General features: G+C 30.7%; 13 protein-coding genes. 6 read left to right on the plus strand and 7 right to left on the minus strand.

Annotated features, from left to right (window positions below; genetic code table 11):
• Position 1: 1 nt before the first annotated feature.
• The 3 genes from ybeY to I0K12_RS08630 all read left to right on the plus strand — a co-directional run bounded on the left by ybeY (position 2) and on the right by I0K12_RS08630 (position 3,907).
• A complete protein-coding gene (gene ybeY / locus I0K12_RS08620) occupies positions 2-409 on the plus strand; it encodes an rRNA maturation RNase YbeY (RefSeq protein WP_196887120.1) in 408 nt (135 codons plus the stop codon).
• 98 nt (positions 410-507) lie between these two features.
• Positions 508-2,385, plus strand: a complete 1,878-nt coding sequence (gene mnmG, locus I0K12_RS08625) for a tRNA uridine-5-carboxymethylaminomethyl(34) synthesis enzyme MnmG (RefSeq protein WP_196887121.1) — start codon at positions 508-510, stop codon at positions 2,383-2,385.
• Positions 2,386-3,016: 631 nt separating this feature from the next.
• A complete protein-coding gene (locus I0K12_RS08630) occupies positions 3,017-3,907 on the plus strand; it encodes a class I SAM-dependent methyltransferase (protein WP_196887122.1) in 891 nt (296 codons plus the stop codon).
• Between the two features lie 239 nt (positions 3,908-4,146).
• On the opposite strand, the gene I0K12_RS08635 is transcribed toward I0K12_RS08630, so the two are convergent.
• Positions 4,147-4,545: a DoxX family membrane protein gene (locus I0K12_RS08635; protein ID WP_196887123.1), complete on the minus strand. Its 399-nt coding sequence runs from the start codon at positions 4,543-4,545 to the stop codon at positions 4,147-4,149.
• 3 nt (positions 4,546-4,548) lie between these two features.
• Positions 4,549-5,688, minus strand: a complete 1,140-nt coding sequence (locus tag I0K12_RS08640) for an ATP-binding protein (RefSeq protein WP_196887124.1) — start codon at positions 5,686-5,688, stop codon at positions 4,549-4,551.
• A gap of 82 nt (positions 5,689-5,770) precedes the next feature.
• On the opposite strand from I0K12_RS08640, the gene I0K12_RS08645 reads away from it, so the two are divergent.
• The gene (locus tag I0K12_RS08645; RefSeq protein ID WP_196887125.1) at positions 5,771-6,958 is read left to right on the plus strand and encodes a phosphoglycerate kinase; all 1,188 of its coding nucleotides are present in this window, start codon (positions 5,771-5,773) and stop codon (positions 6,956-6,958) included.
• Positions 6,959-7,200: 242 nt separating this feature from the next.
• Here the strand turns inward: I0K12_RS08645 and I0K12_RS08650 are convergent, their stop codons facing one another.
• Complete coding sequence (locus tag I0K12_RS08650) at positions 7,201-7,371, minus strand: hypothetical protein (RefSeq protein ID WP_196887127.1); 171 nt, start codon at positions 7,369-7,371, stop codon at positions 7,201-7,203.
• Between the two features lie 311 nt (positions 7,372-7,682).
• Between I0K12_RS08650 and I0K12_RS08655 the strand changes: the two genes are divergently transcribed.
• Positions 7,683-8,975, plus strand: a complete 1,293-nt coding sequence (locus I0K12_RS08655; protein ID WP_196887129.1) for an aminopeptidase P family protein — start codon at positions 7,683-7,685, stop codon at positions 8,973-8,975.
• Positions 8,976-9,068: 93 nt separating this feature from the next.
• Complete coding sequence (locus I0K12_RS08660; protein ID WP_196887131.1) at positions 9,069-9,539, plus strand: regulatory protein RecX; 471 nt, start codon at positions 9,069-9,071, stop codon at positions 9,537-9,539.
• 28 nt (positions 9,540-9,567) lie between these two features.
• Here the strand turns inward: I0K12_RS08660 and I0K12_RS08665 are convergent, their stop codons facing one another.
• The 4 genes from I0K12_RS08665 to I0K12_RS08680 form a co-directional block, all read right to left on the minus strand.
• Positions 9,568-9,996 carry an RrF2 family transcriptional regulator gene (locus I0K12_RS08665; RefSeq protein ID WP_196887133.1) on the minus strand — a complete coding sequence of 143 codons (429 nt, stop codon included), beginning with the start codon at positions 9,994-9,996 and terminating at the stop codon, positions 9,568-9,570.
• Positions 9,997-10,060: 64 nt separating this feature from the next.
• Positions 10,061-11,263 carry a hypothetical protein gene (locus I0K12_RS08670; RefSeq protein ID WP_196887135.1) on the minus strand — a complete coding sequence of 401 codons (1,203 nt, stop codon included), beginning with the start codon at positions 11,261-11,263 and terminating at the stop codon, positions 10,061-10,063.
• Between the two features lie 131 nt (positions 11,264-11,394).
• On the minus strand, positions 11,395-12,117 hold the full coding sequence (gene ric, locus I0K12_RS08675) for an iron-sulfur cluster repair di-iron protein (protein ID WP_196887137.1): 723 nt from the start codon (positions 12,115-12,117) through the stop codon (positions 11,395-11,397).
• 114 nt (positions 12,118-12,231) lie between these two features.
• Positions 12,232-15,378: a thioester reductase domain-containing protein gene (locus tag I0K12_RS08680; protein WP_196887145.1), complete on the minus strand. Its 3,147-nt coding sequence runs from the start codon at positions 15,376-15,378 to the stop codon at positions 12,232-12,234.
• Positions 15,379-15,383 lie beyond the last annotated feature (5 nt).

The following is a 15,383-nucleotide window of genomic DNA, read 5'->3' on the forward strand; positions in this document are numbered from 1 at the left end:
CATGGTACTTTTCAATTACGAGTTAGATTTCGAATTAGATGATGAAGCAAGAATAACAGAGTGGATTGCTGCTTGTTTTGAAGAAACAGATTTTACAGAAGGTGAGATCAATTATATCTTTTGTGATGATGAATATTTGCATAGTCTAAATGTAAAATATTTAGATCATGATACTTTGACAGATGTGATTAGTTTTGATTATACAATGGGAAAATTAATCAGTGGAGACATTTTTATTTCAGTTGAAAGAGTTCGCGAAAATGCTGTTGATTTAGGTCATACTTTCGAGGAAGAATTACGTAGAGTTATGATTCATGGTGTTTTACATTATATGGGATATAAAGACAAAACTCCTGAGGAAAAGAAAATTATGAGAGATAAAGAAGATGAATGTCTTAACTTATTCTAAATCTATTATTTAGGAAAACTCTAGTATTTGAATTAAAATCCTTTTTGTACTTTTGCAAAAAATTTTAAATCAATGTTCCACGTGGAACTTTTTTAAATATGAGTTTATTTACAACAACATATGACGTAATTGTCGTTGGTGGTGGACACGCAGGAAGTGAAGCTGCTGCAGCTAGTGCAAACTTAGGTGCAAAGACATTGCTTATAACAATGAGTTTACAGAACATCGCTCAGATGAGCTGTAATCCAGCAATGGGTGGAATTGCCAAAGGACAAATTGTAAGAGAAATCGATGCACTTGGAGGATATAGTGGAATTGTAACCGATAAGACAGCTATTCAATTTAAAATGTTGAATAAGTCAAAAGGTCCTGCTATGTGGAGTCCAAGAGCACAAAGTGATCGTATGCGATTTGCTGAAGAGTGGAGAGTGATGTTAGAACATACTGACAATCTTGACATGTATCAGGAAATGGTAACGGGACTTATCATTGAAGACAACGAAATTAAAGGAGTAATTACTGCTTTAGGAATCGAGATAAAAGCAAAAACTGTAATCATCACTGCTGGAACTTTCTTAAATGGATTGATTCATATTGGAGAGAAAACATTTGGTGGAGGAAGAGCTGGTGAATCTGCTGCAAGAGGAATTACAGAAGACTTAGTAAAAGTTGGTTTTGAAGCTGGAAGAATGAAAACTGGAACACCTCCAAGAGTGGATGCTAGATCTTTAGATTATTCTAAAATGATTCCGCAACCAGGAGATGAAAACCCAGAGAAATTCTCTTATTTACCAACTTCTAAAAAATTAGAAACACAAAAAGATTGTTACATGACATATACTTCTAATGAAGTACATGATTTGTTACGTTCTGGATTTGATCGTTCTCCAATGTTCAACGGAAGAATTCAAAGTACTGGTCCGAGATATTGTCCTTCTATTGAAGATAAAATTGATCGTTTTGCTTCTAAAGATAGACACCAAATTTTCGTGGAACCAGAAGGATGGAATACGATTGAAATGTATGTAAATGGTTTCTCTACTTCTTTACCAGAAGATGTTCAGGATAAAGCTTTACGTAAAGTAGCTGGATTTGAAAATGTGAAAGTGTTGCGTTATGGATATGCAATCGAGTACGATTATTTCCCACCAACACAGTTGAATCATACTTTGGAAACGAAGTTGGTTTCTAATCTTTTCTTCGCAGGACAGATTAATGGAACAACTGGATATGAAGAAGCTGCTGCGCAAGGATTAATGGCAGGTATAAATGCTGCTTTAAAAATTCAAGATAAAGAGCCATTTATTTTACAAAGAAATGAAGCTTATATTGGAGTTTTAATTGATGATTTAATTACGAAAGGAACAGAAGAGCCTTATCGTATGTTTACATCTCGTGCAGAATATCGTACGCTTTTAAGACAAGATAATGCAGATTTACGTTTGACGAAAAAGGCTTATGATTTAGGTTTAGCTTCTCAGGAGCGAATGGATTTAGTAGTGGATAAAGAAATCAAAACACAGATGTTTGTAGATTTCTTAAAAGAAACTTCTGTGCGTCCTGAAGAGATTAATCCTATTTTGGAAGAAAAAAATACATCCGTGATACCACAATCGATGAAGATGTTTAAAATTCTTGCTCGTCCACAATTAGACTTTAATGATTTTAAAAGATTAGAGAAAGTTGCTGCATTTATTGAAGAGCATAAATTGACACATGATATCATTGAGCAAACGGAAGTTCATGTAAAATATTCAGGATATATTGCAAAAGAAAAAAACAATGCAGATAAACTGAATCGTTTAGAAAATATTAAAATTCGTGATGATTTTGATTTTACAAAAGTGAAATCTTTATCGCATGAAGCAAGAGAGAAGTTGATGAAGATTCGTCCGAAAACGATTTCTCAAGCAAGTAGAATTAGTGGAGTTTCTCCAAGTGATATTTCTGTATTATTGGTTTATATGGGAAGATAGTTTCGACTACGCTCAACTTCCAAGTTTCTACTTTGCTCAGCTTCTTTTTTTGCTGAATAAAGTATCTGAGTTTTGAAATTACAGAATTATATAAATAAAATATTAAGTCCTTTTCAGTTTTTGAAAAGGACTTTTTTTGTAGAATTATTTTAGTTTTTATAATGTTTCACGGAATAGTTCCACGTGGAACGGTATCTCTTTTTTGAGTTAAATTTTCAATTTTTGAAGATAAAAGTCCTTTTATTATTGATTAAAAATCTTGATGTAAAATTATTTTCTGATCAACAATATTATACAAAAAGAAATAAAAACCTGTATTTATTCTTTGATAAAAAGTTGAAATTAAATTTCTTTTTTCTAGAATCTTTTGATTTTGAAAATAAAATTTATTCGAGTTGAGAAAAGCTATTATATTTGTTTTCTAAAAATTTCTAGAGGTTCTGTTTTGCAGAATTTTTGCGTTAGGGATTGCAGTGGTATCCTTTTGTTGTTTCTGAAAACAACAAAAGATATAACGGAAAGCCCGACCTTTTTTCTGAAGTGTAACGGAAGAAAAAATGGGAACGCCCAAATAATAAAAAGAGAATTTTTAGAATTAAAAAAATTAATCCCCAAATACGAAACAAATACGATGAAAGATACTTTTGAAATTATTGATAAATCTCCGATTACAAATTCTGAATTGATTGAATTTATAAAATGTAAAGATTATACGGTTTCAAAAGAAACTTTTCAGCTTATGATTGATGAAGAATCTGAACTTTTAATTACATCGCCAAGACCGAAAGTGGAAGTTTTAGGATCGTATTATGAAAGTGAAGAATATATTTCGCACACAGATGCAAATACTTCTTTTGTGGATAAAATTTACCAACGTGTGAAAAAACATACGTTGCAAAAAAAATTACAATTGCTAAATTCTTTTCAGACAGAAGGAAAAAAGATGTTGGATGTTGGAGCTGGAACGGGTGAGTTTTTGAAAGTTTGTGAAGAAGGAAATTGGAAAGTTTTTGGAGTGGAACCAAATGAAGGTGCGAGAGATTTAGCAAATAATAAAATTTCTGAAAGTACAGTTAAAGAAAAAATTGAAGCTTACTCAAAAGAAAAATTTGATGTGATTACGATGTGGCATGTTTTGGAGCATGTTCCAAATTTGAATGAATACACTGAGCAATTAAAAAAGATGTTGAAGAAAGATGGTGTCTTGATTGTGGCAGTTCCGAATTACAAATCGTATGATGCAGATTATTATAAAAGTTTTTGGGCAGCTTATGATGTTCCTCGTCACCTATGGCATTTTTCAAAAAAATCAATTTCGATGTTATTTGCAAAAGTGAATATGGAAGTGGAAAAAGTTTTACCGATGTATTTTGATTCTTTTTATGTTTCTCTTTTGAGTGAAAAATATAAAACAGGAAGTTCGAATTTGATCAAAGCTTTTTGGATTGGTTTTGTTTCGAATTTGAAGGCAATTTCTACCAAAGAACATTCATCGCATATTTACATCTTGAAAAATAAATAAACAAGACATAAATTTTAATAAATACTTCATTTAAGCTTCTTTAGGAAGCTTTTTTTGTTTTTAGAGTATAAATAGATGTGAAAAAATAAAAAACCGCTTAAAAACGATTTATTTAAGTGGTTTTTTATAATGTTTTATTATTGAATTTTATTTTTATATAAATTATTTTTATTATAGTTTTTAATAATTTAATTTATAAGTGTAATAAAAATAATTTATTGATTTAAAATTGTAAAATACTAATGTGTAAGCATATAAATCACCATTACATTTAAAATAAAATAAACGGTCAATGACATTGCTCCAGGATAATCTTTTGCCAAACGTTGTCCGATTAATAAAAAGATAAGTGTAACGGCAGAAAGAACAGCTCCATATAAAGCCATATCTGTAGCTCCTGAAGTAGATAATTGATAAATTCCTGCAATCATTAATACTCCAGCAATAGTTTCGATAATCATGACGATTCCTAAAAGTAGTGGAACCATATTTCGAAGTGGAGAAAGTTTGAAATGATCTGTGATGAAAGAAACATTTCCTTTCCAATCTAATATTTTATCAATTCCTGATTGTACAAATGTGATGATTAGAAAAACTAGAATTAAAATTTCTGTGATATTTTCTTTGATTAAATCCATGGTTTATTGTTCTTTTTGGTGTAAAAACCTTGTTAATTTGATAGATAAATCTAACAAAATTATTTTAGCATTCCCATTTCTTTCGATATGATATATTGCATCATCCAATTCTTTGAAAATAGCATGAATATTTTGACTATGAATAAATGGTGCAAAATTCTCCAATTTGAAATTTGCAGTTTTTGGTTTCATAAAAACTAAATCCTTTGCTCCATAATTATAAAGCAAAGCTTGACGGAAAAACTGTGAGCAATAATTCAGAAATTGCTTTTGTGTTTCTCTTCCAGAAGCTGCAATCGTATCGCTCCATTCAATCAATTGTTGAATAACAGAAGCATTTCCTTTTGCTCTAAAAGCAGCACGAATCCAAGTAATAAACCATTGTTCGAATTCTAATTCTTTAGAATTATCAGAAAGTAGTTTTAAAGCTTTGTTATAATTTCCATTTGCTTGCATTGCAATACTGTTTGCTTCTTCGCTAGAAACATTTTTCTTAGAAATTAAAGTTTCAGCAATTTGACTCACACTCAAAGGAGGGAAATGAATAATTTGACAACGAGAACGAATTGTATTGATAATCTTCTCTTCATCTTCTGAAACCAAAAGAAAAACAGTATTTTTTGGTGGTTCTTCAATCAGTTTTAAAAGTTTATTTGCAGCAGAAACATGCATTTTTTCTGGCATCCAAATAATCATCACTTTTGCGCCACCTTCAAAAGATTTTAGTTGTAAAGTTTTTACAATTTGTTCTGCTTCTTCAACACTTAATTGCCCTTGTTTATTATCAACGCCAATGTATTGAAACCAATCATAAAGATTTGCGTAGCTGTTTTCTTTCAAAAAACTTCGCCATTCGTTTAAAAACAAATTACTAATTGCGTGTTTCTTTACTTTATCATTTGTTGCTACTGGAAAAGCAAAATGTAAATCCGGATGTGTTAGCTTATCACATTTTAATTCACAAACATTTTTATCCTTACTATCCTTACATAATAATATTTGCGCATAGGCTAAAGCCATAGCCAAAGTTCCACTTCCTTCTTTTCCAACAAACAGTTGCGCATGTGCAATTCTGTTATTTTCTATGGTTTGAAGTAAATGGTTTTTAATATGTTCCTGTCCAATTATTTCTGAAAAATGCATAAGCAAATATAACTAGTATATCTAAAATTACAGCACAATTATTAGTTTTTAAAGTATATTTGTATCAAAACAACAAAACCTGATGAAAACAATACAACAAGTAAATTTTGAAAATAAAAAGGCATTGATCAGAGTTGATTTTAATGTTCCTTTAGATGAAAACTTCCAAGTGACAGATACTACAAGAATTGAAGCAGCAAAACCTTCGATTATCAAAGTATTAGAGGATGGTGGTTCTGTGATTTTAATGTCACATTTAGGAAGACCAAAAGGAGTGGAAGAAAAATTTTCTTTAAAACACATTGTAAGTAAAGTTACAGAGATTATAGGTGTACAAGTGAAGTTTGTATCAGACTGTGTTGGAGAAGAAGTAGAAGAGGCCGCAAAATCATTACAAAACGGAGAAGTTTTATTATTAGAGAACCTACGTTTCCACCCAGAAGAGAAAAAAGGAGATGTTGCTTTTGCTGAAAAATTAGCAAGCTTAGCAGACATTTATATCAACGATGCTTTCGGAACTGCACACAGAGCGCATGCTTCTACAGCAATTATCGCTCAGTTTTTCCCAAATAATAAATATTTCGGATTCTTATTAGCGAAAGAAATCGAGAGCATTGATAAAGTTTTAAACAACAGCGAAAAACCTGTAACAGCAATTTTAGGAGGAGCAAAAGTTTCTTCAAAAATTGGAGTTATCGAGAATATTTTAGACAAAGTAGATCACATCATCGTTGGTGGAGGAATGACATTTACTTTCGTAAAAGCTCTTGGAGGAAAAATTGGAAATTCTCTTTGTGAGGATGATAAATTACAATTAGCTCTAGATATTTTAGAAAAAGCAAAAGCGAAAAATGTTCAAATTCACTTGCCTGTAGATGCTGTAATTGCTGATGCTTTCTCAAATGATGCAAACACGCAAGAAGTAGATACAAACGAAATTCCTGACGGATGGATGGGATTAGATACAGGTTCAAAAACTGCTGAATTATTCGCTGAAGTAATCGCACAATCTAAGACAATTCTTTGGAATGGTCCTTTAGGAGTTTTCGAATTAGATAATTTCGCAAAAGGAACAATTGAGTTAGGAAACAGCATTGCGGAAGCAACGAAAAATGGAGCATTCTCTTTAGTTGGAGGAGGAGATTCTGTTGCAGCAGTGAAAAAGTTCGGATTCCAAGACAAAGTTAGTTATGTAAGTACAGGAGGAGGAGCTATGTTAGAAATGTTAGAAGGTAGAACTTTACCAGGAATTCAAGCAATTTTAGACTAGTTTCCAAATTTCCCCTCTTGAGAGGGGTTAGGGGTGTGTTTTTCAAACAAAACTCTTAATCTATATAAAAATATTTAGGGGCTTCCCATTTTTCTTCGTTTCCAAAAAACTCAGAAAATGGTCGGGCTATCCGCTATATCTTTTTTGCTAAAGCAGCAGTATGAAGAGAAGCAAAAAAGGATGCCGCTACTATCCCTAAGCTAAAAAAACAGAAAGCTTCCAATTCATTTTGGAAGCTTTTTTTAGTCATCCGATTTAGAACTTATAAAAGTAACATAAATCGAAAGTAAGACCATAATTCCGATGATCCCGAATTGTAAATAAAGCAATTTGTCTTCTTTATCAAAATAACCTATTCCAATCAGAATTGCCAATAAGATTAAATTTATAATCGATATTCTTTTTCTAGTCATAAATTTTAAATTTTTAGCAATAAAAGAAAAATAATTTATACAAAAAATAGCTAGACTCGTTTAGTGTAAATATTTATAAGTTTAATGGGTAAAAATCAGGAATAAAAAGCCAATATCTTATCAAAAATTGGACTTTAAAATAAAAATATTAAAGGTCTAATTAGTGATAATTCCCCTCTTGAGAGGGGTGAGGGGTGTGTTTATATTTAATCTAATATTTCTTCAAAAATAAAACACCAAAAAAATAAAAAGAATCCTTCTCAAATTCTTATTTTTGTTACAATCAATAATTTTTAGAATACTTAATAATTATGAAATACCATCCTATAGATAAATCACTTTTTATAAAAAATAGAGCAAAGTTTACAGCACAAATGAAGCCTAATTCAATTGCTGTTTTCAATTCAAATGATATTTACCCTGTAAGTGCAGATAGTACATTGCCTTTCGCACAGCACAGAGATATTTTTTATTTAAGTGGAGTAGATCAGGAAGAGAGTATTTTAGTACTTTTTCCAGATGCAATGGACCCAAAACACAGAGAAATTCTTTTCGTAAGAGAAACAAATGAGCACATTGCTATTTGGGAAGGAGAAAAACTTTCTAAAGAGTCTGCTTTCGAAACTTCTGGAATCAAAACGGTTTATTGGTTAAGCGATTTTGATAAAGTTTTTTACGGATTAATGATCGAAGCAGAGAAGATTTATTTCAATACAAACGAACATTACCGTCAAGCAGAAGAAACAGAAACTCGTGAGGCTCGTTTTATTAAGAAATGTAAGCAAGATTTCCCTGCACATTCTTGGGAGAGATCAAACCCAATTTTACAAAGAATTAGAGGTGTAAAAGAGCAAGAAGAGTTAGATTTAATGCAACAAGCTTGTGATTTAACAAACAAAGGATTCAGAAGAATTTTAGAGTTTGTAAAACCAGGTGTGATGGAGTATGAAATTGAAGCAGAATTTTTACACGAATTTGTAAGAAATCGTTCAAAAGGATTTGCTTATACGCCAATTATCGCTTCAGGATACAATGCATGTGTATTACACTACATCGAAAATAACCAAGAATGTAAAGATGGAGATTTATTATTGTTAGATGTTGGAGCTGAGTATGCAAATTACGCTTCAGATATGACAAGAACAATCCCAGTAAGCGGACGTTTTACAGATAGACAAAAAGCAGTTTACAATGCTGTTTTAAGAGTGAAAAATGAAGCTACAAAAATGTTAGTTCCAGGTACTCTTTGGGCAGAATATCACAAAGAAGTTGGAAAAATCATGACTTCTGAGCTTTTAGGTTTAGGATTAATCGATAAAGCAGATGTTCAGAATGAAAATCCAGACTGGCCAGCTTATAAGAAATACTTCATGCATGGAACTTCTCACCACATCGGTTTAGATACGCATGATTATGGAGCTTTAAAAACTCCAATGGTAGAAAACATGGTATTTACAGTGGAGCCAGGAATTTATATTCCAGAAGAAAACATGGGAATCCGTTTAGAGGATGACGTAATTATCCAAGCAAATGGAGAACCTTTCAACTTAATGAGAGATATTCCAATTGAGGTAGAAGAAATTGAAGAATTAATGAATAAATAATTCTTTTATTTAAAGAGACTCTTAAATATATTTTTAATGAAAATGAGTGAAAACTTAATGTTTTTGCTCATTTTTGTTTTTTAAAAGAGAAAAATGTCTGACAAAGTATATTCTGTAGAAGAAGCAAAGAGAGCTTTAGAAAGATTTTGTGTGTATCAAGATCGAAGTCATAAAGAAGTAGAGGAGAAGCTTCGTAAAATGCGTATGATTCCAGAAGCGATTGAGGTAATTTTAATTCATTTGATGGAACATAATTTTTTGAATGAAGAAAGATTTGCACAAAGTTTTGCAAGAGGAAAATTTCGAGTAAAAAAATGGGGAAGACAAAGAATTACGCAAGAATTGAAAATGCGAAATATTTCTTCTTATAATATTAAAACTGCACTAAAAGAAATAGAGGAGGAGGAATATATAAAAACTGTTTATGAAATTGCTGAAAAGAAATTTGAAAGTATTCGAGAAACAGATATGTACAAAGTAAAGCAGAAATTATTTGCTTTTTTACAGTATAGAGGCTATGAAACAGATTTGATTTATAAAGTAATAAATGATGTGATTTCTTAATAAAACCACATCATTTACCATTCCACGTTTACAAATAACGTATTCCCTTTATGTCAATATTTTCAGCAAACTCTTCGATTGTTTTATCCTGAAATTTTTTCAAAAGACCTTTTTTAAATCCTTTGAAATTATCGTGTACAGGGCAAGGTTCTTCATCATTACATTTTGAAAGACCTAAAAAACAATTTTCGAATTTACTAGTTCCATCTATACATTCTACGATATCATAAACTGTGTTTTGCTTATTATCATCACTTAAAAAGAATCCACCTTTTGGTCCCTTAGTTGAAGAAACCAGATTTTTTCTTGTTAACTGTTGTAATAATTTAGATAAAAATGGCTGTGGACAATCTAATTCTTCCGAAATAGTTTTCACACCATATTTCTTGTTATCCCCAGCATTTAAAGCTAAGAATAATACAGAGCGTATAGCATACTTACAGGCGTTTGATAGCATAGGAAATTCTTTATTGCAAAAATACGAGTTTTAATGTTAAAATCTGTTAATACTACAAATTATACTACTTTAAATTACGAATAAAAATGCTACCAGTTGCAATCAGAAATAGACAACTTGCTAATAATAAATAAAGAAAATATTCTGAAAATAAGTTTCCTCCTGTCTGAAGAATCATTCCTTTGTAAAATAAAAGTCCTTCAGTAAGTAGGAATGCTGCTAAAAAACAGTAGATATCAAACTTTTTAAGTTTAATTGAATGGAATAAATAAAGAAAAAATAGTAATCCAAAAGTTCCAATTCCTAGAAAATTCCAATGTAAATATCCAATTACGATCTCACGATCTAAGGCCATGCTATTTGCTAGGTTTGGAAATGAACCTAAAAGCTGCATGATTAGTTTTGCCAAAAAGATAAATCCTAAAATGAAAAATAGTTTGGTTTTAAATTTTGTCAAATCCGTACGAAGATATTTCCAGCTGATCAGGATAAATTTCAAAAGAATTCCGAAAGCAATCACCTGTAAAATACTACCTCCAACTGCTATTCCATAAATAAAACTTGATGGTTTCATCCATAAAACAGAAATAAAAAAAGTTAAAAAGATACTTAAATGAAGGTAAACAGAGAATCTTTTGAACACATTTCTAGTCAAATGGATATTTGATTTTTCAAGATAATAAAGAAAGAAACTTAGTAAAATTACTGTTATCCAGCCATTGTATTGAAAATGTAAATAGAAATAAATTGCATTTTTATACAAAGGAGAACTTGCTCCAAGCTTTGTCATGATGATTCCAAGAGACCAAGGTCCTAAGCTGGAAAGAATCAAATAATAAAGTCCAGTTTTTGCTAATTTAAAAGAATTAGATTTCTTTAGTTTAAAACTAACTTTCTTGATGAAAAAATAAGCAAACCAGTAGGAGCAGAGTAAAAATAAAGTTGAAAAAATGATGGAAAATAAAGCATAACCTTGAATCGGAAAAGTAACAAACATCCCGATAATGGTGATTTGTGTTGCAATAAATATTTCTCGAAATTTCTTCCGATTTCTATATTTTTTCTGAATAAATAATTGATACAAAAGCACAATAATTCCCGAATATACCCAACCTAAAAGTGCTATATGAGAATGTGTGTGAAGTATGTTTTTATAAGATATTCCAACAGGTGCAACAAACATCAAGCGAAGTATAACGCCTAATACTGCAATGCAGAAAAGGTAGAATAATCCTATTCTGTTATATATTTTAAGGGAGAATTCCATATCGAAAAAAGTTGCCTAAACTTTATTTATTATACAAAAATACTATTTCTTTCTACTAAAGTATTGCTAAATATAAACTAACTAACATGATTTAGTCTAGGCAACTCATTCGCATATCTCTATCATGAATTTTAGCCCAAAACTTCTTCTTCTAAAGAAATTGCTTTTGGGTGTAAAATATTATTTTCTAAATGAATGTGTGTGTGCAGATCGCTTTCGAACTCACCAAGTAAAGCATATAAAGCTTTAAAAGTATTACAAGCTCCTTCTGGTGGTGTATAATTATTTGTCAATTTTGCGATTTCCTTGAAAACATCTCCAGCATTTTCATGCTCATATTCCATCATACGAACAGGATTGTTTACCGTTCCAAAATGCGGAAATTCAATTTTCTGATTTTGTCTTTTTGCAGTTAAAAGTTTTTTCACAAAAGGGAATAAAACCAATTCTTCTTTTTTCAAATGCATTGCTAATTCTCCTGCAACTTCCTCAAAAAGTTCATTGATTTGTATTACTTCCGTATAATGATGTCCGTGTACTTCTGCTACGCGATTTGCATAAGCTTTAATCACAGGAATTGTTTCCTCTACATAAGAATGATGATTATCTACAATATAATCTAGTAATGTGTCTAATTCCCAATTATTGAAGTCTTTTTCTTCGGTTATTGGTGAATTAACTTTCTCCAAAGCATCTAAAACTTCCGAAAGTTGTAAATTATGTTTTGCACAAGCTCTTTCAACAGAAATTCCACCACCACAACAAAAATCAATTCCAAACTTCTTGAAAACATGTGCATTTGCAATATTCTCATTTACATAAGATGCTACTGTTTTTTCTTTTGTAAACTCCATATCTTTTCTTTTTTAAATTAAATAAAAGATTAAAAGGTCCTTTATTTTACAAATGTAAAAAAATTATTCTATTTAGAGCATTTAAATAGAATAATTTTAGAAAAAGGAATATTGTTATAGATTTAAATAATTAACGTCTTGGCAGTATTTAAAATACGTTTGAAACAAATTTTTAGAAGGAGCTTCACATTCGATTTCATAAAAAGAAAGTAGAGAAGAGGTTTTGGTGGCATCCACATAAGTTTTTGTTTCCACTTCCATTTCTTCTGGATGAAGTTTTAATAAATCTAAAGTCATAGAATTATATTCCTTTCCATGTTCGTCTTTAAAGTCATTTTCCAAAACTTTCTTCATATATTCTTTTTGCTTCAAAACAGAAAAGTCAAAACCAATTGATTTTATCAAAGCTAAAACATCGTTGTATTTTGTAATATTTCCATTTTTTAAATGATAAGTTCCATAAACAAAAGGATATTTAAACAATAAAAATACGATGCTATTACTTACAAAATCTACAGGTGTAATATCAAAATAGCGACTGCTTTCCATTGCATTTCTAGTTTTGATAACTGTTTTTAAAATATCATAATAAATTCCGGTAACAGTAGTCTGATAAAGTGGATAAGCTCCAGTTTTAGAATCTCCGTAAATATCTCCAGGACGAACAATTGACCATTTTAGACCTTTTCTACTCGAAGCTCTAACCAAGATTTCAGCTTCAAATTTTGTTTGCTGATATCCCATATTTTCAAATTTTTGTTCAATATCAAAATATTCTTCTGTTAGCGGATTTTCATGTGTATAAATTGCATCTCCATAAATACTATAAGTAGAAACATGAATCATACGTTTTGTTTTGGTTTTAAGTGCAAATTCGATACAATTTTTTGTTCCTAAAACATTGATATCATAAAGTTCTTCATAAATTCCGTGTAGCGAAACTTTTGCAGCACTGTGAATTGTAGCATCAATAATATTGCATAATTGCTCGTATTCTACATTATTTAAACCAAAATTTTCTGAAGAAACATCTCCAAGAATAATATGAATTCGATGTTTTACAGCTTCAAATTCTTCTTTACTGATTTGATAAACTTCCAATAAAGAAGTAATTCTATCAAATGCTTTTTCTTTCTCTTTTTCTCTAGATAGACAGTAAACTGTAACGTCTGTATTTTTCAATAAATTCAACATAACATGCCCACCAAGAACTCCTGTAGCCCCTGTAATGAAGATATTTTTCAAACTAGGAGTTTTATACGGAATTTGCTTTTCTGCGTTTTTACGCCATCTAATTCCTTTAAATTCATATAACTCTTCTTGTTCTTCAATTTTTTTAAGTTTAAAAGTTGGTTTTCCAAGCTGAATTGTTTCTGAAAGTTCTTTCACTGTCGGATTTGCATAAATCCATTCAGCACGAACTTTCTCAGGAAATTTTTCTTTTAATAAATTATAAAACTGAATACTCATAAGAGAATCCAAACCAAATTCACTCAGATGTTTATTTTCCCAAATTCCTTCTTCATATGTATTCTTGCATAAATATTCTAAAAGTTGGACAATTTCAGTAGTTACATGATCTAGATTTTCCTTTGTAGAATTTATAGTTTCAATTTTTTCTTCTGTCGTATTTAAGCTTTGAAGAATCTGTTCTGTAAGTTTTTTTCTTTTGACTTTTAAAATACTTGTTCGAGGAATTATAGCAGTATAAAATATTTCTTTCACCTGAAGTCTATGAGGCAAAGTTTCATTTCTGTTTAAAATTTCTCTTTCTAAAGCTTTTTTCTGTTTTTCTATTTCTTCTTCCTCATTTAAAACTACAGCTAGAAAAACTTCATCTCCTTCATCATCATTTTGAGAAATTCCTACTGCAGCAAAATCTTCAACATATGGTAAATTTTTAAATTGAATTTCAATTTCATCTGGGCTTGTTTTTTTACCTGTTGCAGAAACAATTAATTCCTTGGCTCTTCCTGTCAAATACAAGAAATGATTTTTATGAACACTTCCGATATCTCCTGTATAAAGCCAACCTTTTTTTATCGTTTGATTTGTCAATTCTTCATCTCTAAAATAACCATCCATTACAATTGGACCACGAACCATTACTTCTCCTTCATTAAAAGAATCTGGATTGCTAATTCGTAATTCCACACCATGAATTGGCGTTCCTACCGCTCCAATTCTTCTACAATCTGCAGGTGAATAAGTAATGGGTCCAGTTGTTTCAGACATTCCATATCCAATATGAATTTCGATTCCACAACCTTCGTAGAATCGAGTTAATTTTCTACCAATTGGAGCTCCTCCACAAATAACTTTGATCAATTCTCCACCAAAAACCTGAATAACTTCTTTGAAAAAAACTCTTCCAATTTTCCATTTTAGTTTTCTTGAAAAATTAAAAGAAAGTTCGTTTAAAACATGGATAACATTTTTCTTTAAAGGTGAAAGATGTTCTAGTTTTTCTTGCACTTTCATATAGATAGCTTCCAATAATCTTGGTGTGCTAATAATCAGTCTTGGCGACTGATCTTTGAAGGCTTTTGTGATTGCTTCCAAACTCAATGTATCGATCAAAACGATACGAGCATGAGAGAACGGCCCCAGGAATACTAAGGCAACAAGTGGAAAAACATGAAAAAATGGAAGCACAGAGAACACAGGTGTCTTAATATCTGGTAGAAAATCTACAGAAGTTAATTGATGAATTAAAGCATCATGAGAAATGATTACTCCTTTCGAATTTCCAGAAGTACCGGAAGTAAGAATCACAATTGCTTCTGAAGTTTTCCCATCTCTAATTCTAGGTTGCACAACTTCTTTTGGTCGAGCAAATTCTTCAATAAATTCTGTTTTATTTTCTTCTAAAAGAAGCATTGCAATTTCATTTGGTAATTTTCCTTTGTATTTTTCATAAGTTGGAGTATCGCAAATAATTAAACTCAAATCCATTTTTCGAATCTGTTGTGAGACTTCATCCGCAGTTCCCATTTCATTTAATAAAACGGCAATAGCATTTAATTTTAAAACACTATAACAAGCTTGAATCCAATCAGGCGACGATTTCATTAAAATTCCGATTCGCATTGTTGGTTCTACACCTGCTTTTTTCAGAAAAACAGAAGATTTTTCTACATTTTGAATCATTTGTGCATAAGAAAGATCTTTCCATTTTCCATTTTTAAGATAAGAAGTCATAATGCCATCATAATGACTTAATCTTTGTGCTAAAACCGTATATACATTTTGATTTTTCATGCGAC

It is taken from the genome of Aureivirga sp. CE67, assembly GCF_015767245.1.
GTDB lineage: Bacteria > Bacteroidota > Bacteroidia > Flavobacteriales > Flavobacteriaceae > Aureivirga.

Bases quoted from the DNA above. Each gene is read 5' to 3' on its own strand.
- I0K12_RS08630 (WP_196887122.1), top strand. From the start codon at position 3,017: ATGAAAGATACTTTTGAAATTATTGATAAATCTCCGATTACAAATTCT.
- I0K12_RS08650 (WP_196887127.1), bottom strand. From the start codon at position 7,371: ATGACTAGAAAAAGAATATCGATTATAAATTTAATCTTATTGGCAATT.
- ric (WP_196887137.1), bottom strand. From the start codon at position 12,117: ATGGAGTTTACAAAAGAAAAAACAGTAGCATCTTATGTAAATGAGAAT.
- I0K12_RS08640 (WP_196887124.1), bottom strand. From the start codon at position 5,688: ATGCATTTTTCAGAAATAATTGGACAGGAACATATTAAAAACCATTTA.
- I0K12_RS08660 (WP_196887131.1), top strand. From the start codon at position 9,069: ATGTCTGACAAAGTATATTCTGTAGAAGAAGCAAAGAGAGCTTTAGAA.
- I0K12_RS08665 (WP_196887133.1), bottom strand. From the start codon at position 9,996: ATGCTATCAAACGCCTGTAAGTATGCTATACGCTCTGTATTATTCTTA.
- I0K12_RS08635 (WP_196887123.1), bottom strand. From the start codon at position 4,545: ATGGATTTAATCAAAGAAAATATCACAGAAATTTTAATTCTAGTTTTT.
- I0K12_RS08680 (WP_196887145.1), bottom strand. From the start codon at position 15,378: ATGAAAAATCAAAATGTATATACGGTTTTAGCACAAAGATTAAGTCAT.
- I0K12_RS08645 (WP_196887125.1), top strand. From the start codon at position 5,771: ATGAAAACAATACAACAAGTAAATTTTGAAAATAAAAAGGCATTGATC.
- ybeY (WP_196887120.1), top strand. From the start codon at position 2: ATGGTACTTTTCAATTACGAGTTAGATTTCGAATTAGATGATGAAGCA.
- mnmG (WP_196887121.1), top strand. From the start codon at position 508: ATGAGTTTATTTACAACAACATATGACGTAATTGTCGTTGGTGGTGGA.
- I0K12_RS08655 (WP_196887129.1), top strand. From the start codon at position 7,683: ATGAAATACCATCCTATAGATAAATCACTTTTTATAAAAAATAGAGCA.
- I0K12_RS08670 (WP_196887135.1), bottom strand. From the start codon at position 11,263: ATGGAATTCTCCCTTAAAATATATAACAGAATAGGATTATTCTACCTT.